This window comes from Paenibacillus sp. G2S3 (assembly GCF_030123105.1).
GTDB lineage: Bacteria > Bacillota > Bacilli > Paenibacillales > Paenibacillaceae > Paenibacillus_AQ.
This window is the reverse complement of record NZ_CP126095.1, coordinates 1,897,803-1,919,943: the sequence shown is the minus strand read 5'-3', so window position 1 is coordinate 1,919,943 and position 22,141 is coordinate 1,897,803. Positions and strand designations below refer to the sequence as shown.

Genomic DNA, 22,141 nt, shown 5'->3' with positions numbered 1-22,141 from the left:
TTATTGTTTCTAGCTGCTCGCATTTCACATGAAGGCTACAACGCAACTTTAAACCGGGATTGAGGCAGCTGTATACGAACAAGAATTTAAGCATTCACAATTTTTGAAAGCGTTAACAAAACGGAGATTTCGGGTATTTTTTTGAATGCGTTTTCAATTATTGTTGACGTTCAAATTTGGTTGAGCATAATAATCCTCATACCCCTGTTGATATATTCTGTACAGTACTGGCAATCCTATTTGTTTCAGCTGATTAATGTACTGATCCCATTCTTTATCTATAGTTGAATTCATAATCCATTCCGCAAATTTCTCATCCACCAGTTTAAATATATCCGATTTGGCCAAGGCCATCTCATTAAGCTCCTCTGACGAAAATTTTATCATCGGATAGATGTCCTCAGGTTTAGGCTCATAAGCTTTATAGATGCTGTCCAATTCTCTTCGTATCGTTACCGCGGGAGGAACAATCGTTTTGTTCTCCAATGACTGCGAAAAGTATAGCGGACCATTATCCACGAGAGCATTCGTCCATTGCTGTGTATCCTGATCACCTTCTGGAGCGGGAACTATGGTATATATGCCGTCAGGCTCCTTAGTCACATAATCAGGTATGGAGCCGTAATAGCCTTGGATCGAATTTTCCTCGGAGTAGAATTGATCGATCCATTGAATGGTCTCGATAGGATGCGGGTTAGCTGTTGTCATGCTAAACAGATTGGTTGTTATTCTTACGCGAGAAGGACTCGTTGGCCATAATGCCTCCACATTAATACTGCTACGCAGAGGCGGTAAAGCCACATATTCATCGGCCCATTTACCTACACGATCTGTTAATGACCAGCCGAAGGTCACACCAACCGTTGCCACATCATCTTGTTGCGCACTCGCTTTCATCCCGGAATAATCTTGCGTGAACACATCAGGATTGATCAGCTTTTCCTTCCAGAGCTCTGCCAGGTAAGAGACTAGGCTCTTATATTCATCACTTTCGAACAAAAAGCGGATCTGCCCTTTCGTCACTCCGATCATTTCTTCGGTGAAATTATCCGTCACTCCATAAGCGCCGAGCAAACTGGTCACACTAAATAGACCTCTGCTCCCCAGACTTCCTCCAGCACCTGCCCACCAGTCCATTCCAAGCTCATCCTGCTTCCCGTTGCCATTGGGATCTCCATTGCGAAAGGCGCTTAATACCTCGCGCAGTTCATCCAGCGTGGTCGGTTCTGTCAGCCCTAGCTTATCCAGCCATTTCTTATTAATCATCAAGACATTATAGCTATCTGTATTAATCGGTCTTACACCGGGAAGAGAATACATCATCCCATTCGGAAATGTACTCACCCGTTTGGTTTCGGGAACTTCCTCAAACATTCTCTTGATATTCGGGGCATATTTATCGATATATTCGCTAAGGTCTACGAATTCATCCTTATTCCCGATGATATCCTGATCGGTCAATCCAGCCAAAAAAGCATCAGGCAATTCTCCGCTTGTCAGAGCAGCGCTTTTCGCTTCTTCCCATCCGTTACGTTTCTGCATCCAGTTCACATGAATGTTTGCATCAGAAGCGATGTGATTCAAATAAGGAATATCCTGAAGATTCTTGGATAGCTGATGTGTAGGTGTCATCACGCTAATCTGTACCCTGTCTTGCAACTCTGCAATGTGCTCTCTAGCATAGTCAGACTCATTATTCGCACTGCATCCCTGAAGCAGAGTAATCACCGGTAGCATAAGCATACATACCACTACAACCCATCGTCTCATTCCTCGCATATTGAACCCCCCCTTAGCTTATATCTACAATAGACAAGAAGACATTCACTTGTTAAACAATCTGAATTGCCCAGGTGTGACCCCTACATGTTTTTTGAAGGCGCGAATAAAGCTGGAAGGGTTAGTATAGCCCACCTTGCCTGCAATCCAATCAATGGTTTCATCGGAATGGATAAGCAGCTGCTTCGAATGATTGATTCGGCGCCCATCCATAAAATCTTTAAAGTTCTGCCCGGCGTTCTTCTTGAAATAGTGGCTAAAATTCGACACTGACATTCCAAAGTGATCGGCAACAGCTTGTAGTGAGAAGTTGATATCGAACTGATTCTCTTGAATATATTGAAGCACTTCATCCAATGTAGCAGCCTTAGAGGAAGTACGTGAACTAGCCATCAATTCACATAATATATCCGCGCTTTTCTCTAAAATCTCAGTGATTTGGGCTACCGTAATTCGATTATGAAACGATGTGATCCCAAGCTGCTCCATATTCCCCTGATGCTTCAAACGGATCAGATTGTTTAATATAATGGTCGAGATATTTACAAATACAGCCCGAATTATATAAGGAGGCGTTCGATCATGTTGAAGAAATTCAATGAGTCGATGAACGGTGTTCTGCACTTCGGTGACATCACCCGTCATGATGAACAATTCCAGCGATTGTATCGTTTCTGCTGGATAAGGTACAGGCTCATTCCGCAGCTGCATCAGATCATGAAAGGACAGGATGGAATCTTCATTCTTGATGCGCAAATGTTCGACTGTTCTAAGCGCATTAATATAGGAAGCGTGAAATTCACCTGGATTATCAACGGTATTTCCTATTCCGATCACAAGCTTAGCACCGGTAACCCATTCAATCTCACCCTGTAGCTTCATGAACATCTCCCGTAATGCTTGCTCCGCTGTATGTGTGGAAATAAATAGAATATCATCATTATGAATACTTCGAATAAAATACCCTTCCAGTGCGTCCTCGGGCTGTAATTCAACGCTCTTCACAATTTCAAATACTTGCTCGATATCTCCAACCACATTGATGACCACAGTCGTGCATTTCGCATACGTAAAGGTGATGCCATAGGACTTTGCCTCTAGCAGCATGTCTTGGAGTGAAGAGTACTGTCCACTTATGATTTCATATAGAATATTATCGCGTAACTTCGGAACGATGCTTTGGACATTCCGGTCTAATTGCTCTTTTGACTGGAACAGATTCTGGATTGTGGAGCGTATAATATCAAACTCATTGCCACCACTCTCCGTGTTGCCTTTAAATGCATGCCTGGAGAATTGGACAAGAGACTTAATCGGGGCGTAATTATTACGGATGGATAAATAGATGATAATGATCTCAGTGAGTAGGATGGATATAACCAGAATGATTGTATTGCGCTGCGTTTCCTTCGTCTCTAGAAGTATCGATTCCAGCGGATTCATGCTTATGTATTTCCAGCCATTCTGCTTGGAAACGGTCTGGGAGGCAATATAAGCTTCTCCGTCATAATCCATTTCACCGCCTGATGGCGATGCTTGCAGCTGTTGAATAAATTGCTTGAAATTCGCATCACGCAAATCATCACGTTGGTTGAGTGAGAAGATAGGGTTGTTATGTTGATCAAGAATGATGAAATCACCTGAATAGCTATTAGACACTGATTTCATCATTCGTTCGATCGTATCATGCCTGATCATATAGATGACGCAGCCTTCGGATTGGTCGACGCCTAGAGGAAGAGGAAGCATCACCGTAATCATCTTAACTCGGCCTTCGCCAAGAATGGTAACATCCTCTGATGGACGAACTTGAATCGAGTTGATTTCATTGATCTCTTGGCTGAAATGCTCTTGACTCCAAGAAGTATATACATAGCCATTTTTGGGATTCATAAAGCGCTCCAGCTCATAGATATACCCTGTACTTGAGAACAGATACCCACTTTGTTTGATATATAAGAAAGTATCATTCAAGAGGGTATCCGTTGTTTTGTATTTCTTCATCTCATTAGCTACGACGTATCTCTGGTATGCATCATTTTTTAAAAGGGATAATTTGATCTCAGGATTAGCTACAATCGAAGTAGGAAGAGAATAGATCGGCCGCATAAACAGATCCATACTGCTGGCTACTTGCTCGGTAATATGTGTATTCCAGTCCAATATATTATTCTTTACAATCGAATTGGAATATGGATAGTAATAAAAAATAATAACAGAAAGCGGCAACAACAAGACAATGATATATGAAAGTAGAAATTTCCATAAAATGTTTATTTTGAATTTGCGCATTTTTACCTCCATAATCATAATAACTGAGGAGCTGACACTGGGATGTGCAGCTATACTCAGTGCATCTGCTCATTTCTGTATCTCACAACGTCAACCGAATAAGCTTTCCACCCTATCCCTCCCATTTGTTAGATTTAGGCTAAATAAGAAATGGTCCAAACAAGATTTATATTTTCATTAATCATTTAACAAATCTATATATGAATACGGTTACATCGCTAAAGTAGCACATGCATTGGCGATTGTAAATACCGAAACGATGTTCATTTAAACTTATTTATATTTAATTAAATTAAATTTGCAATACTGTAGCTTCCAACTTAAAGATGGAATTTCCACATACAGTGACAGCGAGGAAGAGTTCGTCATAATGCCCTTCCCCCATCCATATACATAATATGAACTACATTGATCGACCCATCTATTTGAAGCCAAACCCCATTTCGTGAGGGTTTATTCAGGTTGGATCTACAGAATGATAGGAGGGAGCACAGAATCATGCCAAGCGAAGAAATTAATGCGCTGGAGCGGGCGATTGCTGAAATTACGGAAATAGCTACTGGCTTTGGCTTGGATTTTTATCCTATGCGTTATGAAATATGCCCTGCCGATATTATTTATACATTCGGTGCTTATGGAATGCCTACACGATTTGGTCACTGGAGCTTCGGAAAAACGTTTCACAAAATGAAATCCCAATACGATTTCGGGCTGAGTAAAATATACGAGCTCGTCATTAACTCTAACCCTTGTTATGCCTTCCTGCTCGACGGAAACTCCCTGATTCAGAACAAGCTGATTGTAGCTCACGTGCTGGCGCACTGTGATTTTTTCAAAAATAATATGCGTTTCTCCATGTCCAACCGGGATATGGTCGAGAGCATGTCGGCTACAGCGGACCGAATCGCCGGTTATTCAGTAACCTACGGCACCGATGCTGTGGAGAAGTTCATTGATTCGGTGCTGGCCATTCAAGAGCATATAGATCCCAGCCTGATCCAGCCGCGCAAGCTAGGTAAGACCCATCTGCTGGAAGCCAAAATGAAAGAACTCAAGGATGCTCCTCCGGGTGGATCCAAATCAACTAATCCGTATGACGAGTTATGGAATCTAGACAAGAGCAATTCTGGGCCACAGGAAGCACCATCCGGAAACCGTGCTTTCCCACCTGAGCCGGAAAAAGATATTGTCTGGTTCATCCAGCAATATTCCACCGTCTTGGAGGATTGGCAACGCGACATTATGACGATGCTCCATGATGAAATGCTCTACTTCTGGCCGCAGATGGAGACGAAGATCATGAACGAAGGCTGGGCTTCGTACTGGCATCAGCGCATCGTCCGTGAACTGGATCTGACGGTTGAGGAAACCGTAGAATACGCTAAACTAAATTCCTCCGTCGTGCAGCCTTCACGGCAAAGCCTGAATCCATACTACCTGGGACTAAAAATCTTTGAAGACATCGAACGCCGCTGGGACCGCGAGAAAATATTTGAGGTTCGCGAATTGGAGTCTGATACCTCTTTTATCCGTAGCTATCTGTCCAAGGAACTGGTGAACGACCTCGATCTTTATGTTTTTGAGAAAAAAGGCCCGGAATGGAAAATCACCGACAAAGCATGGGAAAACGTACGTGATCAACTGGTACTCGCTCGAGTCAATGGCGGGTCTCCTTACTTGGTCATTGAGGATGCCGACTTCGAGAAGAATGGCGAATTATTTATCACCCACCGCTATGAAAGTATCGAGCTGGATCTGAAGTACCTCGAGCGCACACTCCCGCATATTTACTCCTTATGGGGGCGCACCGTTCATCTACAGACCGTCGTGGAGGATAAAAAGGCGCGGTTCTCGTATGATGGCAAGAAGGTGCAGCGGAAGTTTATTTAAAAGTGGACTAAGTGAAGAGTGCTCTATTACTTGAAAAATAAAGCGGCAGACCAGGACGCGTAGTACGTCCTGATCTACCGCTCTTTATTATGCCTATTGATTATTCAGATTCATTTAACATCTTTGAAAAATATTTCGGAGCCTCAGTAAATCCTTGTCGAGCATAAAATCTATGCGCATCAGTTCTTCTGGAGTGACAATGTACTTGAATTCGGTCACAGTTTCTTTTTCTAGCTAAATCAGTGCAATATTCCTCAAGCAGCCGTCCAATTCCCTTGCTCCTAATGGCATTACTTACCACGAGATAACTTATGATTGCAGTATCTCCCGCAAGTCCTAATTGAGGTATGTAATGCATGGAAATGCAAGCGACTACTTTATGATCTTCCTCAAAAACTAATAGCTCCTCGTCCGGATGCAGGATTAGCTTCTCTATTTTTTCTTGCAAGAACGCCTTAGTTTCTGGATAATCCAGTTGTTCTAATAATTCAGCTATGTCTTGCCAGTCCTCTACCTTCGCTTCTCTAATCATCTGTTCCACTCCCCTAGATTATCAAGTTACACGTCTAATTGACTCTATTAGACTACGGGAGGGGATAACCGTCAATCATGTCCTAATCAATCCATCTTCAGCTTGAATAAATGAGAAAGCCCGCAGCGTATAACCCGCTGCGGACCTTCTTGCGTCGACACCCCGTATCGACTGAATAATTAGAACATGGCAAATGCTGCTGAGGTGAAAGTAACGTAGGGGAAGTTTGGAACTGTAGGAGCGTAGCGTTCGCCTTTGTTTCTGGATTTAATCCGCTAAGGAATAATCAATAAATCCAGAGACAACAGCGACCGAAAGTCCAAACATTCCCCGAAGTTACGATCATCACCGAGCAGCATTTGCTATGAGAATTTCGTTTAAATCATTCAGTCGATTTTTTCACAGGAACATAAATCTCCATCACCGTATCTGGCCGCGAATGGCAGCGTTCGTCATAGAACTCGAAATCCAGCTTACTGTCATCATAGACGTAGCCACTATCCTTAAACCATTCTTCGAAGATATATTTCCAAGTGCTTTTTATGACCTGCACAAATTCCACTTGTTCAATATCCGTTGTAGTGTCCACTGGCGGTGTTGTGAACACAGCATACTCGGCTTCAGGCACATCCATCGTCAACATATCATCTTCCACCTTGGAGTAGTCCTCCACAATAACACCCAGAAGATAGGTCGCATTGCCATTATCCGAGGATGGTATACACAAACCGACTTCTCCGTGTTTAGGCGGGTTTAGTAGTTTATACATTTTGGACTCCAAATTCTCACCTTCATAATGGCTCCAAAAAGAAGCAACATCCTTAGTGTACATACTTCCCGCAACATTAGTTTGGATCCCATAACCAGCGACCTTAAATGCAGGCTTGCGAACAATAACAGGCTTCATAATATAACCTCCGATTTCAATTGTTTTTCCTTTAGCAAATCCGTCCATCCTTGCGGCATATTGTGTCGGACTATAGCCAAAAGCCTTGCGGAAGGCCTTAGTAAATCCACTTTGTGTCTCAAAACCATAGTCCAGCGCAATATCAATGATCCTTCTACCGGCAAACAATTCAATCGACGCTAAAGATAATTTCCGGCTCCGCACATATTCCATCACGGACATTTCCTTGCATAAGCTGAACACTCGGCAAAAATGAAACACCGAATATCCAACCTCAGCGGCTATTTCTTCCACGGTTATATTTTCTTTGATATGAGCTTCAATATATTCAACACATTTCTCTATATCTTTACTGTAATTCAAGTGCAGCACCAGCCTTCCCCCGTACGGTGATTTCATTATATCAACTGCGAGTGAAGAGAATTGTTCCTGTTTTGCTGAGCTGCATGATTACTGTACAACAACAAGAGCTTGTCCCAATCATGAAATGCATCGATCCCCATTCGCTTTCGGACCCAGATGAAGTTATTTGCAAAAATATCGCCTTTTGAGCGGAGTTTCGGACTCCAGTGCAGCTATTACTCAATAAGTGGGTCATATTTAGCATTTTTCCTGCTAATAGCGTCTATGGAGTCCGATAACCTTCTAAATGTGCTCAAAATCAACTTTTAGGGTCATCTGTGTCCTTTAGCAGCTCCGATCTTCCTACGTGTAACAACCAAATTAGTCAGATGGGGGGTCGGAGGCGTTTAGATCAACAGAAGGAGGGTAACAGGAGGAATTAAAAAAAGGGCAAAAAAGGGTGCTCCGCAGCCACTTTTATGGCTTTTGGAACACCCTGCCGCATAAAGGAACTCTTTTTTACCGATTAAGCAGACTTCCCACATACTTCAGCAGCTCATTGGCGCAAATTGGGCAGTAGTGGTGCCCATCAATCAGTCTAGCACATACCTCGTTGATCCGTTTGAGCTGACTTTCATCCGGCGTTTTGGACGAGGTGGTGATTTTGACGATATCTTTGAGATCTGTGAATAGCTTCTTCTCAATCGCTTCCCGCAGGCGGTCATGGTTGTTGTACTCAAATTTCTTCCCTTTGCGTGAATACGCGGAAATACGGATCAAAATCTCTTCACGGAACGCTTTTTTCGCATTCTCGGAGATGCCAATTTGCTCTTCAATCGAACGCATTAACCGCTCATCTGGCTCCATTTCCTCATCCGTAAGCGGATCGCGGATTTTGGACCAATTGCAGAAGGCTTCGATATTATCGAGATAATTCTCAAATAATGTCTTGGCGGATTCCTCGAAGGAGTAGACGAAGGCCTTTTGCACTTCGCTCTTGGCCAGAATGTCATATTCCTTGCGAGCAATGGAGATGAAGTTCAAATAACGCTCCCGCTCCTCTTTCGTAATCGATGGATGCTGATCCAGGCCGTCTTTAATTGCCCGAAGCACATCCAGTGCGTTCATGCACTGCAGATCACCTTTGATCAAAGCGCTGGAAATCCGGTTGATAACATACCGCGGATCAATTCCGGACATGCCCTCATCCAAATACTCCGTTTGCATCTCCTTAAGATCTGCTTCTTTGTAGCCCTCGACCTCTTCACCATCATACATGCGAAGCTTTTTGATCAGATCCATGCCTTGTTTTTTGCTTTCTTTCAGACGGGTTAGGATTGAGAAAATAGCAGCGGCACGTAGCGCATGCGGCGCAATATGCACATGGTTCATATCACTCTGGGCGATCAGCTTCGCGTAGATTTTTTCCTCTTCCGATACTCTAAGGTTATACGGAACAGGCATGACAATCATACGGGACTGGAGCGCTTCATTCTTTTTATTAGAAATAAACGACTTATACTCGGTTTCATTGGTGTGAGCTATGATCATTTCATCCGCACTGATCAGCGCGAATCGACCAGCCTTGAAATTGCCTTCTTGCGTCAGTGACAGCAGGTTCCACAGAAACTTTTCATCGCATTTGAGCATTTCCTGAAACTCCATCAGTCCACGGTTAGCTTTATTGAGCTCTCCGTCAAAACGGTAAGCGCGCGGATCGGATTCCGAACCAAATTCAGTGATGGTCGAAAAGTCGATACTTCCTGTCAAATCGGCGATATCTTGCGACTTCGGATCGGATGGACTAAAGGTACCAATACCTACCCGCTCTTCTTCTGACAAAATGACACGAGCCACTTTCACCTGCTCAATATCTCCCGCATAATCATTTCTCAGCCGCATTTGGCAGGACGGGCACAAGTTGCCCTCAATACGCACACCGAGTTCTTTTTCAATCTCTGGACGAAGCTCCAGGGGAATCAAATGTAGTGGATCTTCATGCATCGGGCAGCCCTCAATCGCATATACCGCACCCGCATCGGTCCGCGAGTATTGTTCCAAACCTCTTTTTAACAGCGTGACTAGGGTCGATTTCCCCCCACTGACAGGTCCCATCAATAGTAAAATCCGTTTACGAACATCAAGCCGGCGTGCTGCAGAATGAAAATATTCCTCGACCAACTTTTCGACTGCACGATCAAGTCCAAAAATCTCCTGTTCAAAAAACTTATAGCGTTTGCGTCCGTTTATGTCCTCTACGCCGTGCGACTTAATCATGTCATAAACGCGGGAGTGAGCGGTCTTAGCGGGAGAGGGGTCTTTTCTCAAAAGTTCTATATACTGCTTGAAGGTCCCGCTCCACGCCAAACGGTCGTTCTCAGCCCGATACGAAGCTATTCGCTCAAAAATATCCATTGCTCGCTGCCTCCTCTTGCGCTCCTACTTGCTCTCCTATAGCGTTAAAAAGTGTATTACATACCTATGCGGCAAGCGCGGAATAGTTGACCTCTTTTTTGCTGTGCTATAATAGAGAATCATAAAAAGGCAGTAAAACCTTAATGGGAACCCGAAAATAAAGGGCTACGGGAGTGACACTATGGCGGTACGACATGAAACGGAGCTGTATGCTCCTTTAAAGGTTTTTTTTGAAAAGCAAGGATACAGCATCAAGGGTGAGGTTCGGACTTGCGACTTGGTGGGTATTCGTGAGGATTTAGAGCACCCTCTAATCGTAGAGATGAAAAAATCGTTCAACCTCGCCTTGCTTCTGCAAGGGGTGGAGCGGCTAAAACTCAGTCCTACGGTCTATCTCGCAGTGGAACGTGTCCGTGATAAAAAAGGAGCGGTAAACCAGCGCTGGGGCGAGCTTAGCGGGTTATGCCGCCGTCTCGGTCTCGGACTGGTCACCGTTGTTTTTTATAAGACCAAAGCCCCGCTGGTCGAGGTGCTCGTCGAGCCGGACGAGACGCCGCCAGCGCAGCGCAGCAACAAGCGGCGGCGCGAGCGCCTGCTCTATGAGTTTCGCGAGCGCAGCGGAGACTACAACATCGGTGGCAGCACGCGCGTCAAGCTCGTGACGGCCTACCGCGAGAAAGCGCTGCGTGTCGCGCTTTCTCTGCAAGCAGCGGAGGCGGAAGCCGCCGTCGCTGCCGAGAAGGCCGCTGCGAAGGCTTCGCTCGCAGCGGCCCGACGTTCAGCGGCAGGCACCGCTGAACGAGCCCCGGCGCTGAGCTCAGCGCCGGAGGGGCATGCTGCCGGGAACACGGCAGCACAGGAGCAGCGGCGGCTGGCACGCGAAGCGGTGCCCCTAGCGCTGCCTCAAGCGCTCGCTCGGCCGGGATCTCTCCGGCCGAGCTGCGGAAGCGTAGCGGCGTACCGAACGCCGCCGCTATGCTGCAGCACAACTACTACGGCTGGTTTCACCGTGTCAGCCGTGGACGCTATACCCTGACCCCAGCCGGTCAGGCCGCGCTAGTGGAATACGCCGCTATAACTGGCGGCGCCTCCAATGACAGCAATCATCTCAGTAATTAGCTTGCCTATACTTGAGAAAACTTCTATCGACTTTAATCCTTTACTTGGATTCTAATCTTTTAACTCGGATTTAATCCTTTACTCGGATTTTAAACTTATTATTCTAATGCACACATAACAAGTGTCTAAACAACACCAAAAAGCATCCCACATTCGGGATGCTTTTTTATTTCAATCCTATCTCATTTGTACCTCATGTATATCGGATCCACTTCTCATTCATATCGCATTCATATCCTACTAGTAGCTAGACCTTTTAGCTTAGCAAAACTACTCTTCGAACTCAATTTCGAGTTCTTTTTCTATCCACTACTTATTCCTATCCCTTGCTAAAGCTTCTCTTCTTGTTAACATAGAAACAGATCTAACCTTCGAAGCATTAATCTCAAGGTGACAAGTTAAATTAAAGGGAAATCATCCCTATAATTACTCAATATACGCACTAAAATCCGATATATAGGGAATTCCTCCCTATAAATGCATAGATTACTCCACAAAAAGGGCTTTTTCTGAAATTTATAGGGAGAAATTCCCTATAATGACCTTCCCACCACTCTACGTCTTGCCTAATGCCTCACTCTGTCTGTTATGACTTTCCGGGTGTGTAATATACTGAGCTGCTAGTTTATCCTCCAACACATCACCTTGCGCATCTGATCGCACATCTGCCTTCGCATTTGACCGCTCATCAACCTGCTCATCACATTTTTACGTCCGATCCATCAGATTCCTTAAACATTCATTAAGCACACTCTTCAGGGTACAATGGATCAGCCCCCCCACCTAACTCCGAGCCGTGAACTCCTTAACCGCCTCGCTCATCAGATTCATCCCGAGCAACAGCTCATCCCGACCGGGATGGCTGAAGTTAAGACGAATGTGATTTCCGCTTCCATCCACACTACATAACGGACCTGGCAAAAATGCCACCCCCTTACCTAACGCACATTTCAGCAGTGCCATAACCTCCATTCCCTCTGGCGGAGATACCCATAGGAACATACCTCCTGACGGCAAATCGTAGGAGCTTCCCTTCCAAGCTGGTCGTTTAAGCAGTTCCACCATTAACTTCAGTCTGGTGTTATATTCTCGGTTGAGCTGCGTAATATGCTCGCGAAGATCAAAAGCGGTCACATCCAATAAATGATGCAAGAGCCGTTGATTTAATGCACTCGATTGCCAGTCTGCCATCTGCTTGGCAGCAGCCATCATCCCGATCACTTCCCGGCTACCTGCAGCCCAGCCCGTCCGCAGCGCGGGCGCAACGGTCTTGCTGAAAGAACCGATATATAATACGTGTCCGCCATCACTTATATTTTCCAGCGCATACAAGGATGGATATCTTGTGGCCCAATGTTCACCATACTTCTGGAAATGTAAATCACCATAAGAATCATCTTCTACAATCAGGATGTTATACGCGATACAAAGATCCAACACCTCACGCCGTCTCTGTAAGCTCCATAGGATGCCACTTGGATTCGTAAAGCTTGGTGTTGCGAACAGCATCTTAGGCTTATGCAGTTCAATTTGCTTCCGCAAATGATCTGGATCAAGCCCGTCCAAGTCACCCTCTACGGGAATAATGATAGCCCCCTGCATCCGAAGCGTTTGTAGGAAGCCTGGAGATGTCGGATTTTCTACTAATACGCGATCTCCCGGATCAATATACACCCGCGACAACAAATCAATCGCTTGCTGGCTCCCCGTTGTTAGCAGAACTCCACCTTCAGTAACAGTTACCCCTTTTTCTCTGAGCCAATCCCCGGCAAGCCACTCCCGAAGTGGACCATATCCTACAGGATCACCATATTGAAGTGCCCCAGCATCTGCAGATATCACCGTAGAGGCTGCTTCGGCAAGCAGCGATAATGGGAACAGTTCTTCCGCTGGTAATTCTTCAGCAAGCGATATCATGGAGCTTCTCCGTGTTTGGGTGCGAATACTTAGAAGCGGTGACGATAGCAGTGTGTGCGCGCGAGCAGAAAATTGGTAAAGCATGCGAAATCCCCCTTCCCTAGTACCAAGAAGAAATGGCTTAGTTATCCTCTTCCAAGGACGATTATCCATTCAACGTGATATGCTTTCTTCTATTTCAAGAATATTCCGCCTTTACCGCCATTATGTCGTATAGCTTGGGTTATGCGTAGATTTGCCTGTTTTGTCTTGAAAAGAGAGCAAATTTCTCAATGGCCTGCGCTCGCGTTGAAACATCAAGCTTCACATAAATTTTGCGCAAGTAATTGTCAATCGAACGACGACTTACTGCAATTTCAAGCGCTATTTTATCATAGGTAATCCCCTGTACGATTCGCTCCATAATAAACATCTCTGTCTGCGTCAGCTGCAGAACATCATCCAGTCCTTTAGATGTCGAAATCGGCCAGGATCCTTTTTCTATCCATTCTAGCGGCATTGAAAGAAAACCTACTCGCAAACCCAGGATTAGCTGTAAAAGCTGATGTGGAGATGCTCCTTTGGAGAATATCCCGCTGGCTCCTAGCTCTATGAGGGGCTGAAGCAGATCCCTGCCGTCTTCATCCGTCATCACGACAAAATGTGAGTTTGGTGAGCTTTTTTTCATATTTAACAGCACACTCTCAATATTACCTTCAGGCATATGATAATCTGCCAGCACTAGCTCGGGATTCTTTTCCCTTACGATGGAAGCGCCTTCGTCCCAAGTTGAATACATTCCTAGAACTTTAAGCTCTCCTCCCTCTTCCAAAATCAATTTTGTCCCCAGCATACTTGTAGGATGACACCCCACAATAACCACCTGCCAAACCTTCATCATTAATGCCCAGACCTCCTGCTTTATATAATCATCCAGAAAGGAAAGCGCCGCAGCGTTTCCGGTTTAAACGCAAGCAAGGAAGTATGATGACTTGTTCGTTTATTCTCTCGCTGGTTACCTTGAGTACGTCTATCAGAAATTCCAATCTATAGAAATTGTATCGCAGTAGTTTAATAGGATGCAATTACTTTTTCTAGTTTTCACACTCTCTTACATTTTTGCGAAACTAGTCAAAGTCTGATAGAATGGGGACTTGAAAAAAAGACCAACCCGAGGTGATCAAATGCAACCGCTAGCGGAAACGTCACCGGTACACTCGCGCCGTGCTGCTGTGAGAAACGGCCCTTCCGTAAAATGGTTTTTACTGTTCTGGATCGTGATGATTGGAATTGGTGTATATGCTGTATACAGCTACACGAACCATCTGAAGCAGCAGGTGCTAAGCGAACTTAGCACTCAGAGCCAGCAGCAACTTACCGTTCTGAAGACCGACTATGAATCAAAAATTGCCGTTCTCACTGAAGAGGTGAAGGAATTGCAGAATACTGTGCAAAGTTTTAACGAACTATTAACCTTCACTAAAGATAATGCTAGTGCCAAGACAGACAATAGTAATAAGCTATATACGCAATTGAGCGAAGTTAACAAACAGTTAGAAGCCTTGAAGAAAAAAATGGATCTGATCAAATGATGACGCCAGTAAAAAGAGTAAACCGTTTCTTTCTGCTTCTAACCGCACCTTTTTTAGGTTTACTGATATGTATGTGGTGGTATCGACCACCGCTCGAGCTGGATCTTGATGTAGGACAATTCACAGCTATTTCAGGACCTCTGAATGAAACAGCTGACCTAAAAAAGGATCTAACCCTAGCCGAAGGCACTGTATCCTACACTATAGATGCAATCAGCGCTAGTGCGAAGCTATATAAAGGAACCACTGCTGTAATGAATAAGCTGGTAGAGACTGCGAAGACTCAAGCGAGCCGTCCTGAGCTTATCTACAACCGCCGGATTTCCGCCAAGCTTGGCATACCTTCTGAGGTCCTTAGCAGCGACCGGATTAGAATCGAGCTGTATCAGCTGAATCCAGGTAACTATAAGGCCTATGCTTTAAAGATCAAATTGAAGGATCCTACTGCGATGCAGATGAGTCTTGCTGAGGAGGCTACTGGTGGCGCAGAAACCACTATGCATGCTGTACAAAGTCATGGCGCTATTGCAGGTATTAATGCTGGAGGCTTTGCGGATAAAGCCGGAAAACGCTATCCCTTAAGCACAACTGTCGTTGATGGAAAGTATCTCAATGGTTTCGAGCCGACATTCAAGGATCTCAGCTTCGTAGGTCTCAATAAATCCGGCCAGTTAATCGGCGGAAAATTCTACAGTCGTGCACAGTTAGATCAACTCGAACCCGTATTCGGTGCAACCTTTGTGCCTGTTCTACTTAAGAACAACGTCAAAGTACCCATCCCGGAAAAGTGGAAAACATCCCCTAATCGGGCGCCACGTACAGTTATCGGTAATTATAAGGATGATCAGCTTCTCATCTTTGTAGCGGATGGATATAATGAGCTAGGTAGCTCTGGAGCACAGCTAGAGGAAATTCAGAACAAGCTATATAACATGGGCGTGATGGATGCTTATAATCTGGATGGTGGAGGATCGTCTTCGCTCATCTTCAACGGAAGAGTAGTCAACAAACCATCGGATGGAAATCTCAGAGCTGTTCCTACGAATTTCCTGTTTTTTGAATGATTATAGTAAAATGTCTATGCAACATATCACATTTGCGTTTATTTTTATTGATTTGCAGGTTATAATCTTGATAACGAATACATTTGCTAATGGAGGTGCCAGTATGTCGTTCTCATTAACCTTTTGGATCGTAACGTTCGTATTTGTGTTATTTATGGTCGGCATCCTTACCTCTTCTTACAACGACGACAAAACAAAAGGCTTATAAGCAAGAAATGTCTCAGTAGCCACTTGGCTCTGAGGCATTTTTTATAAGTATGAAACAAAAAACTGCCTCATAAGTAGAAGAAGTCTACGAATGGGACAGTTTCTTTGTTTAGAAAACTATAGGCTGTCAGAATTCTAAATGTGTAAATATGTACTTCCTAGGCGTGTCTTGGCAATTGTGTCATTTCCGAGAGGCATGCAGCGCAAATATAACGATCTTTATATTCACTTACACCTTCCATCGATCCACAGAAAACACATTTTGGACGGTAACGCTCCAAGATGATATGGTCACCCTGTACCAAAATTTCAACCGGGTCGCCTTCATTCATTTGATACCTTTTACGCAGGGACTTAGGCAGAACAATTCTACCCAGCTGATCCACTTTGCGAACTACACCAGCAGGTTTCATATCTAACGTACACCTCTCCTGTTCAACTAATAATTTGTAGCTACTATTTATTTCGGCTCATTCATTATATTTCGTTATTAAATTGTCGAATCCTGCTGAAAAAAACAAAAAAAATGTCTTTTTCTAAACAAGATTAGGGAAATCCAGTTGTCGAAGGGCTTCGTATACAATAATAGCCGCAGAATTCGATAAATTTAACGATCTCACAGCATCACTCATTGGCATGCGCATTTTTGTTTCTTTACCCGCTTCCAGAATTTCAGCAGAAAGACCCTTCGTTTCTTTACCAAAGACAAAGAAATCTCCATCTTGAAAATCAAAGTCGCTATATCTCTTCTCAGCTTTCGTTGTTGCATAAAAGAAACGTCCCTCACTGTACTTCTCAAGCACCTCAGCAAAAGAGTCGTGGTATTCAATGTTAACTGCATGCCAGTAATCTAGTCCTGCTCTTTTCAATGTAGCATCGTCCGTACGGAATCCGAGCGGGCGAACCAGGTGAAGATGAGTGCCTGTTGCTGCGCAGGTACGCGCAATGTTTCCAGTATTGGCCGGGATTTCCGGCTCAACTAATACGATATGGAGTGCCATTATATGGTTCCTTCCTCTCTATAGGCTTATTAGCCCGATGTTTTACTCTAGTGCATAACCATAGCTTCTCCAAACAAACTGAAAACCTTCCACCCATAGGCGGAAGGTTTACGATAGAGTCCATTAACCTTGAGTTTGCCGGAAATGGTTCATGAAATCGGAAAGTGCCTTAACACTTTCATAAGGAACTGCATTGTAAATGGAAGCGCGCAAGCCACCCACACTACGATGTCCCTTTAAGCCGACAAAACCTTCCAGTTCAGCGGCTTTAACAAACCGTTTTTCGAGGTCTTCCGATTGCATCCGGAAGGTAACATTCATAATGGAGCGACTGCTCTTCTCAGCAACACCACTGTAGAAGCCGTCACTTCCATCGATGTGATCATATAATAGACCCGCTTTTCCAAGGTTCTTGGAATGGATACCAGCAAGACCACCTTGCTCCTCAATCCATTTTAATACTTCGTTAACCATATATACAGAGAAAGATGGAGGTGTATTGTAAAGAGAGTTATTTTTGTAATGAGTGCTGTAACGCATGATAGTTGGAATGTTAGAAGGTGATTCTGCGAGCAATTCCTCTTTAGCAATAACTACAGTCACACCGGAAGGACCAAGGTTCTTTTGTGCTCCAGCATAGATCATTCCGAATTGGTTGACATCGATTGGCCGGCAAAGGATATCACTGGACATATCTGCGATGAGCGGAATCGAGCCAGCATCCGGATACTCTGCATATTGCGTTCCTTCAATGGTCTCATTGGAAGTAACGTGAAGGTAGGCAGCATTTTCCGCAGCTTTAATCGAACTCAATTCAGGTATAGCTAAGAATTTCTTGTCTTCGGAAGAAGCAGCAACATGAGCGCCCCCTACCAATTTAGCTTCTTTATAAGCCTTATCTGCCCAGCTACCTGTCATAACATAGCTACCTACTTGGCCTTCGGAAATCAGGTTCATAGGGATCATAGCAAACTGTGTGCTTGCTCCACCTTGTACGAACAATACCTTATAGCCCTTCGGATTGCCGAGGAGCGAAAGCAGACGTTCCTGCGCTTCATTATGCACGGATTCGTAGATTGCTCCACGGTGCGACATCTCCATGATAGACATTCCACTTTCTCGGAAATCAACAAACTCCGCTTGTGCGCGTTCCAGTACCGTAAGCGGCAACGCTGCCGGTCCGGCATTAAAATTGTATGCTCTCTTATTCAAAACTACTCCCCACCCTTTCTCTCCTATCAATATGGATATCGCTTATGATAGCAATAATCTCACACACCAGCAAGTATAATTATTCACATAAAAGCTTGAATTAGTGCTTATCATGATGTGAAAAAATGATAAGTTCGGCTCCAGGACTTGCTTTCATGCGGTAAAAGACTAATGTTCACAAAAACTTCAGGCGAGACCACATGACGTTCTCCCCATAGCGCCATTCGTGCAACTGGGAAATCTCCGCTCTCACGTACTCCTGTTCCACTAGGCTTATGAACCAACTCCCAATTGAACTCAGCATCTGGGTCTCCCCAGCCACTCAGCTTGCAGTAGAAGAATCGGTCTGGCTCTTCTGACCAAGTGAGAGTATTACCAGATACCTCTAGCAAATTGTTCGTGTATTGAGATTCTGGTTCTTCTACTTTGAGCACATTCGAGAGACGCAACTCAAAATCCGAACCTATATTTAAACCATCGATTCCGATGAAATTGTGGATGTACTCCTCGGTTTGAAATGGTTTTTCCCCTTTGTTATGCAATTCATATGCAATTTTTAATTGATCGTCCTTTATAGAGATCGTTTTGGTCAAAAGAACCGCGTATCCATTGCTTTCCATCGGCTGGACAGAATATGTAACCGAATCATCCCTAACCTCCATATCAATAGCAAAGGGGGTTAGTGGATATTCGCTAATAAAGCTATAGCTCTGAGAATCCAGCTTTTGTAACAATCCGATTCCGGGCTTTGGAAACCAGCCTCCGATCGGTGCTTCATCATACCCAATTGCCCGGGAAATGCCAAACTCGTTGCACAATCCACTTCCACCAGTGCCTTCGCCTTCCTTCAAGCTTTCTGGCACACAAAACGTATGGTTACCCTTTTCTAACGTAACCTGTGTGATAAACCCCGTCCAGTCAAAACGAGTCCCTTTATAATCTTCTCCAATATCAGCGATATCAACAGATAATACGCCATTCGACAGCCTGCAAGCCATCCTTCACACCCCTTTCAATCATTCAACAAATAAGTAAATTAGCCCCATTATATCATCTATGAATAAACGTAGTTTTTATAATTTTCAAAAAAACGTCTGCAGCCGCTATTCATAACGGTGCAGACGTTTTTAATAAAATCTTGTTAAGATTACGCCAGAGTCACTTCAATCACGTGACGCTTCTCTGTCTGCAGAGCGAGTAGCTCTTCACGTGGAATAATCGCACTTCCTGAGCCACGCTGCAGCGTCACCTCACTGCCATTCAAGGTAATGGAGTGTATTTGGTACTCTCCGTAGTTAAAGCTTCCTGTAGCTTTATAGACCACTTCAAACTCACGATCTGCAAAGATCGTCTTAATTGATGCTTTACCCTCGGAATCAAATTGTTCTTTTACTAACTTAGGTTCTAGCAATAGATCACCCAGCTTACCCTTCACCCCAAATACTTCAGTAACCATGGTTAGCAAGAGCCAGCTTGCCGAGCCTGTTAGATACGTATACATTCCTCTGCCTTGCTCGTTAATATATTCAGGAATACCTGGGTAAATACGCGCTTTTGCGAAATCTGTACTCAAGCTGTAAAGAGATTCGAGGACCTTATGGCCTTCTTTTACATAACCACGTTTGTACAACGCGTTTCCATACATGATGGTCATGTGACTGAACATAGCCCCATTTTCTTTATGGCCAAAAGCAAAGCCAAAAGCACGACCCAGATTCTGCTGAATCCCACCGAAACGGGAATTAAGCCTGTATCCAATCTTGTCATCTAACAGATTACGATCTACAGCAGCAATAATGTGTGGAATTTGCTCCGGAGCCGCTGCATGCCCCATTAATGGGAACACTTGACCCGTAAGCGTCATACGAACGCCTTCAGAAAATTCTCCCTCTACCTGTTCACCATCGTTATTATAATAACCGTTAAACCAGCCATCACCATTCTCACTCTGTACCCACTCGTTGTTACGCAAATGGTTGAATATCCATTCCGCTTTTTGCTCCAGATCGTCAGCTACTTTATCAATATTAAGAGATACACGAACTCCGCTCACCTTATTTGGTGCGGCAGCATAATATTGATCCAATCTCTCATGCTTGCCTGATACAGAACCGTAATCCACAGACTCGTTAAGGGAATCCAACAGCAACTGCATTTCTTCGGCCAATTCAACAGTTACCTGACCTTTAGAAGTCTTAAGGGTACGCAACATCCGAGAAATATCTAATAGATTGCTAGCATAGAAAGATGTAAAAGCTACGCTCTCTCCGCGATCCGCCCCCATATCGAGACCATCATTCCAATCCGCGCCTTCGAGCAGGATATTATTATGTTCTCCTACATTAAAGAACGGAACTAGATTTTGCAGCAAAATATGTTCCAGAATTGTACCTTTGTAAATTTCCCCAGAAGCGGTTCTAAGATCACTGCCTGCAGAGGTATCCCAAGAAGTATCCCGTTCCTTACAGCGACTCATAAAAGTATCCCGGAAATAAGTCTGTTCTTGCAATAAGAAATCCAGATCACCACTCTGATCCAGATAGAGCATCGTTGTTAAAAACGGCCATGCTCCATGATCCATCCATACACGAGGAATATTGTTACGGTCAGCTATAAATTCACCTGGCTGTTGACCGATAATGGTTGCGTTACTGCCATCAATTCGCACACCAGCGTAATTGTTGAAGAGTAGGCTACGAACTTCGGCAGGCTCCATAATGAGCAGTGCCAAACAGTCTTGCCAAAGATCTCGCCAGCCACGTCCGCCTCTTCCATAATCATGATACGGTAAGAAGGAGTTACCATACAGTCTTCTAAGGACCGGTTGAATGGTTACCCATTTCATCCATTGATCCGCATCCGAATCGCCGGTATGAAATTCAACCATATTCACTTTATCTGCCCAGAATGCTTTGGTTTCCTCTAGCAGATGATCAAAAGCTTCAGATGTACCATATTTGCCCATCATTGCTTCAACGTTAATTCTATCACTATCAATCGCCATAACTACGACATAAGAATGGCTTTCACCAGGAGACAAGGTAATTGGAGCAAAACGAAGGCCACCAACGGCTTCGTAACCCTCTCTTTCCACGCCACCACCTTTACCGATCTCCGGAGTAGTATTCAGGATAACCGCTTCAGGCCAATCCAAGCTTCCACCTTCACCGATGAAATCTTCTTGTATAGGGAAGAAACCAGCAGGTTGGCTACCGTCACCTTCCGCTCCAAATACACCGTAAGAGGTATGATTAATGCGATGACCACGCTCATCGAAAGAAAGTGCAGGTTGAACCTCAACACCATAAGCTGAAGTGTAAATCCGGTTCAGCAGAGAGGTTACATGTCTATGATCCCGCAGATCATCAGCCGAACGGGCATACAATGGGACTACAGCCGTTGGCGTAAGAGTAAGCTTCTCTGCTCCTGTGTTCGTCAATGTAACTTTCATTAGTTCTACTTTATCGTTACCGCTAGGTACGAAACTGGTAATCTCAGCTTTGACACCCATCTCAGAGTTGCTGCGAGTGACACGATGCCATAGGAATCCAGCCTCAAGTACTGCATCATCAGCAGATGGGGTGTAGAACGCTGCATTTTGCTTAGCAGAGTTTCCAGCTGCAGACCAAGCACCCTTGCCTTCGACGTAAACCCAGAAATTACGTGAGGCGCGTGAATTATGCAAATCTTCAACAGATAATGGCGGTGTTAAAAATGTATTATGACCTGTTGTCGCCTGACCATGAAGCTTCGGGGTTACAGTCGACATCATCCCCCCCTCATTTACTAGAGGGAAGTATAAGAAACTACTATGATCCGGTTGCTGAAGCTTGAACTCCCCATCCTTCCCGGTGAATTCAAAGCCTTGAATTTTTTTGCGGTCCATTGTCCCC

17 protein-coding genes are annotated in these 22,141 nt (G+C 44.5%); 5 read left to right on the top strand and 12 right to left on the bottom strand.

The genetic code is table 11. The annotated features are described in order from the left end of the window. Positions 1-153: 153 nt before the first annotated feature. Positions 154-1,779, bottom strand: a complete 1,626-nt coding sequence (locus QNH28_RS08360; RefSeq protein ID WP_283910958.1) for an extracellular solute-binding protein — start codon at positions 1,777-1,779, stop codon at positions 154-156. 45 nt (positions 1,780-1,824) lie between these two features. Further along, positions 1,825-4,071 (bottom strand): helix-turn-helix domain-containing protein, encoded by a 2,247-nt coding sequence (locus QNH28_RS08355; protein WP_283910957.1) that lies wholly within the window; start codon positions 4,069-4,071, stop codon positions 1,825-1,827. Positions 4,072-4,569: 498 nt separating this feature from the next. Between QNH28_RS08355 and QNH28_RS08350 the strand changes: the two genes are divergently transcribed. Continuing rightward, positions 4,570-5,961: a SpoVR family protein gene (locus QNH28_RS08350; protein ID WP_283910956.1), complete on the top strand. Its 1,392-nt coding sequence runs from the start codon at positions 4,570-4,572 to the stop codon at positions 5,959-5,961. A 100-nt stretch (positions 5,962-6,061) separates the two neighbouring features. Here QNH28_RS08350 and QNH28_RS08345 read toward each other — a convergent pair whose 3' ends face one another. The 3 genes from QNH28_RS08345 to QNH28_RS08335 form a co-directional block, all read right to left on the bottom strand. Beyond that, positions 6,062-6,493: a GNAT family N-acetyltransferase gene (locus tag QNH28_RS08345; protein ID WP_283910955.1), complete on the bottom strand. Its 432-nt coding sequence runs from the start codon at positions 6,491-6,493 to the stop codon at positions 6,062-6,064. A gap of 382 nt (positions 6,494-6,875) precedes the next feature. Beyond that, on the bottom strand, positions 6,876-7,799 hold the full coding sequence (locus QNH28_RS08340) for an AraC family transcriptional regulator (protein ID WP_283910954.1): 924 nt from the start codon (positions 7,797-7,799) through the stop codon (positions 6,876-6,878). 462 nt (positions 7,800-8,261) lie between these two features. After that, positions 8,262-10,157 carry a PrkA family serine protein kinase gene (locus QNH28_RS08335; protein ID WP_283910953.1) on the bottom strand — a complete coding sequence of 632 codons (1,896 nt, stop codon included), beginning with the start codon at positions 10,155-10,157 and terminating at the stop codon, positions 8,262-8,264. Between the two features lie 181 nt (positions 10,158-10,338). On the opposite strand from QNH28_RS08335, the gene QNH28_RS08330 reads away from it, so the two are divergent. Then, on the top strand, positions 10,339-11,193 hold the full coding sequence (locus tag QNH28_RS08330; protein ID WP_283910952.1) for a DUF2161 family putative PD-(D/E)XK-type phosphodiesterase: 855 nt from the start codon (positions 10,339-10,341) through the stop codon (positions 11,191-11,193). Further along, a complete protein-coding gene (locus QNH28_RS08325) occupies positions 11,133-11,276 on the top strand; it encodes a DUF2161 family putative PD-(D/E)XK-type phosphodiesterase (protein ID WP_283910951.1) in 144 nt (47 codons plus the stop codon). Before QNH28_RS08330 ends, QNH28_RS08325 begins: the two co-directional genes overlap by 61 nt. Positions 11,277-12,059: 783 nt before the next feature. On the opposite strand, the gene QNH28_RS08320 is transcribed toward QNH28_RS08325, so the two are convergent. Together QNH28_RS08320 and QNH28_RS08315 are read right to left on the bottom strand one after the other, a co-directional pair. After that, positions 12,060-13,277, bottom strand: coding sequence for an aminotransferase-like domain-containing protein (locus tag QNH28_RS08320; RefSeq protein ID WP_283910950.1), 1,218 nt, complete (start codon positions 13,275-13,277; stop codon positions 12,060-12,062). 139 nt (positions 13,278-13,416) lie between these two features. Continuing rightward, the gene (locus QNH28_RS08315; RefSeq protein WP_042186245.1) at positions 13,417-14,073 is read right to left on the bottom strand and encodes a DNA-binding response regulator; all 657 of its coding nucleotides are present in this window, start codon (positions 14,071-14,073) and stop codon (positions 13,417-13,419) included. A 283-nt stretch (positions 14,074-14,356) separates the two neighbouring features. Between QNH28_RS08315 and QNH28_RS08310 the strand changes: the two genes are divergently transcribed. Then, positions 14,357-14,764: a hypothetical protein gene (locus QNH28_RS08310; RefSeq protein WP_283910949.1), complete on the top strand. Its 408-nt coding sequence runs from the start codon at positions 14,357-14,359 to the stop codon at positions 14,762-14,764. Continuing rightward, positions 14,761-15,828, top strand: coding sequence for a phosphodiester glycosidase family protein (locus tag QNH28_RS08305; RefSeq protein WP_283910948.1), 1,068 nt, complete (start codon positions 14,761-14,763; stop codon positions 15,826-15,828). The genes QNH28_RS08310 and QNH28_RS08305 overlap by 4 nt, the downstream gene beginning before the upstream one ends. Positions 15,829-16,193: 365 nt before the next feature. Here QNH28_RS08305 and QNH28_RS08300 read toward each other — a convergent pair whose 3' ends face one another. From QNH28_RS08300 to QNH28_RS08280, 5 genes are all read right to left on the bottom strand, one after another. Further along, entirely contained in the window at positions 16,194-16,448 is a 255-nt protein-coding gene (locus QNH28_RS08300) for an AbrB/MazE/SpoVT family DNA-binding domain-containing protein (protein WP_039871533.1), read from the bottom strand. Between the two features lie 123 nt (positions 16,449-16,571). Beyond that, complete coding sequence (gene trmL / locus QNH28_RS08295) at positions 16,572-17,036, bottom strand: tRNA (uridine(34)/cytosine(34)/5-carboxymethylaminomethyluridine(34)-2'-O)-methyltransferase TrmL (protein WP_042125678.1); 465 nt, start codon at positions 17,034-17,036, stop codon at positions 16,572-16,574. Positions 17,037-17,159: 123 nt separating this feature from the next. Beyond that, on the bottom strand, positions 17,160-18,248 hold the full coding sequence (serC, locus tag QNH28_RS08290; protein WP_283910947.1) for a 3-phosphoserine/phosphohydroxythreonine transaminase: 1,089 nt from the start codon (positions 18,246-18,248) through the stop codon (positions 17,160-17,162). Positions 18,249-18,358: 110 nt separating this feature from the next. Then, positions 18,359-19,246 (bottom strand): hypothetical protein, encoded by an 888-nt coding sequence (locus QNH28_RS08285; RefSeq protein ID WP_283910946.1) that lies wholly within the window; start codon positions 19,244-19,246, stop codon positions 18,359-18,361. A 149-nt stretch (positions 19,247-19,395) separates the two neighbouring features. Beyond that, positions 19,396-22,134 (bottom strand): GH36-type glycosyl hydrolase domain-containing protein, encoded by a 2,739-nt coding sequence (locus QNH28_RS08280; RefSeq protein ID WP_283910945.1) that lies wholly within the window; start codon positions 22,132-22,134, stop codon positions 19,396-19,398. Between the last annotated feature and the right edge of the window lie 7 nt (positions 22,135-22,141).

What these genes read in the sequence shown, in the direction of transcription:
- QNH28_RS08300 (WP_039871533.1), bottom strand. Translation starts at nt 16,448, where the DNA reads ATGAAACCTGCTGGTGTAGTTCGCAAAGTGGATCAGCTGGGTAGAATT.
- QNH28_RS08350 (WP_283910956.1), top strand. Translation starts at nt 4,570, where the DNA reads ATGCCAAGCGAAGAAATTAATGCGCTGGAGCGGGCGATTGCTGAAATT.
- QNH28_RS08280 (WP_283910945.1), bottom strand. Translation starts at nt 22,134, where the DNA reads ATGGACCGCAAAAAAATTCAAGGCTTTGAATTCACCGGGAAGGATGGG.
- QNH28_RS08310 (WP_283910949.1), top strand. Translation starts at nt 14,357, where the DNA reads ATGCAACCGCTAGCGGAAACGTCACCGGTACACTCGCGCCGTGCTGCT.
- QNH28_RS08335 (WP_283910953.1), bottom strand. Translation starts at nt 10,157, where the DNA reads ATGGATATTTTTGAGCGAATAGCTTCGTATCGGGCTGAGAACGACCGT.
- QNH28_RS08355 (WP_283910957.1), bottom strand. Translation starts at nt 4,071, where the DNA reads ATGCGCAAATTCAAAATAAACATTTTATGGAAATTTCTACTTTCATAT.
- QNH28_RS08285 (WP_283910946.1), bottom strand. Translation starts at nt 19,246, where the DNA reads ATGGCTTGCAGGCTGTCGAATGGCGTATTATCTGTTGATATCGCTGAT.
- QNH28_RS08360 (WP_283910958.1), bottom strand. Translation starts at nt 1,779, where the DNA reads ATGCGAGGAATGAGACGATGGGTTGTAGTGGTATGTATGCTTATGCTA.
- QNH28_RS08325 (WP_283910951.1), top strand. Translation starts at nt 11,133, where the DNA reads ATGCTGCAGCACAACTACTACGGCTGGTTTCACCGTGTCAGCCGTGGA.
- QNH28_RS08320 (WP_283910950.1), bottom strand. Translation starts at nt 13,277, where the DNA reads ATGCTTTACCAATTTTCTGCTCGCGCGCACACACTGCTATCGTCACCG.
- QNH28_RS08330 (WP_283910952.1), top strand. Translation starts at nt 10,339, where the DNA reads ATGGCGGTACGACATGAAACGGAGCTGTATGCTCCTTTAAAGGTTTTT.
- QNH28_RS08305 (WP_283910948.1), top strand. Translation starts at nt 14,761, where the DNA reads ATGATGACGCCAGTAAAAAGAGTAAACCGTTTCTTTCTGCTTCTAACC.
- trmL (WP_042125678.1), bottom strand. Translation starts at nt 17,036, where the DNA reads ATGGCACTCCATATCGTATTAGTTGAGCCGGAAATCCCGGCCAATACT.
- QNH28_RS08315 (WP_042186245.1), bottom strand. Translation starts at nt 14,073, where the DNA reads ATGATGAAGGTTTGGCAGGTGGTTATTGTGGGGTGTCATCCTACAAGT.
- QNH28_RS08340 (WP_283910954.1), bottom strand. Translation starts at nt 7,799, where the DNA reads ATGAAATCACCGTACGGGGGAAGGCTGGTGCTGCACTTGAATTACAGT.
- QNH28_RS08345 (WP_283910955.1), bottom strand. Translation starts at nt 6,493, where the DNA reads ATGATTAGAGAAGCGAAGGTAGAGGACTGGCAAGACATAGCTGAATTA.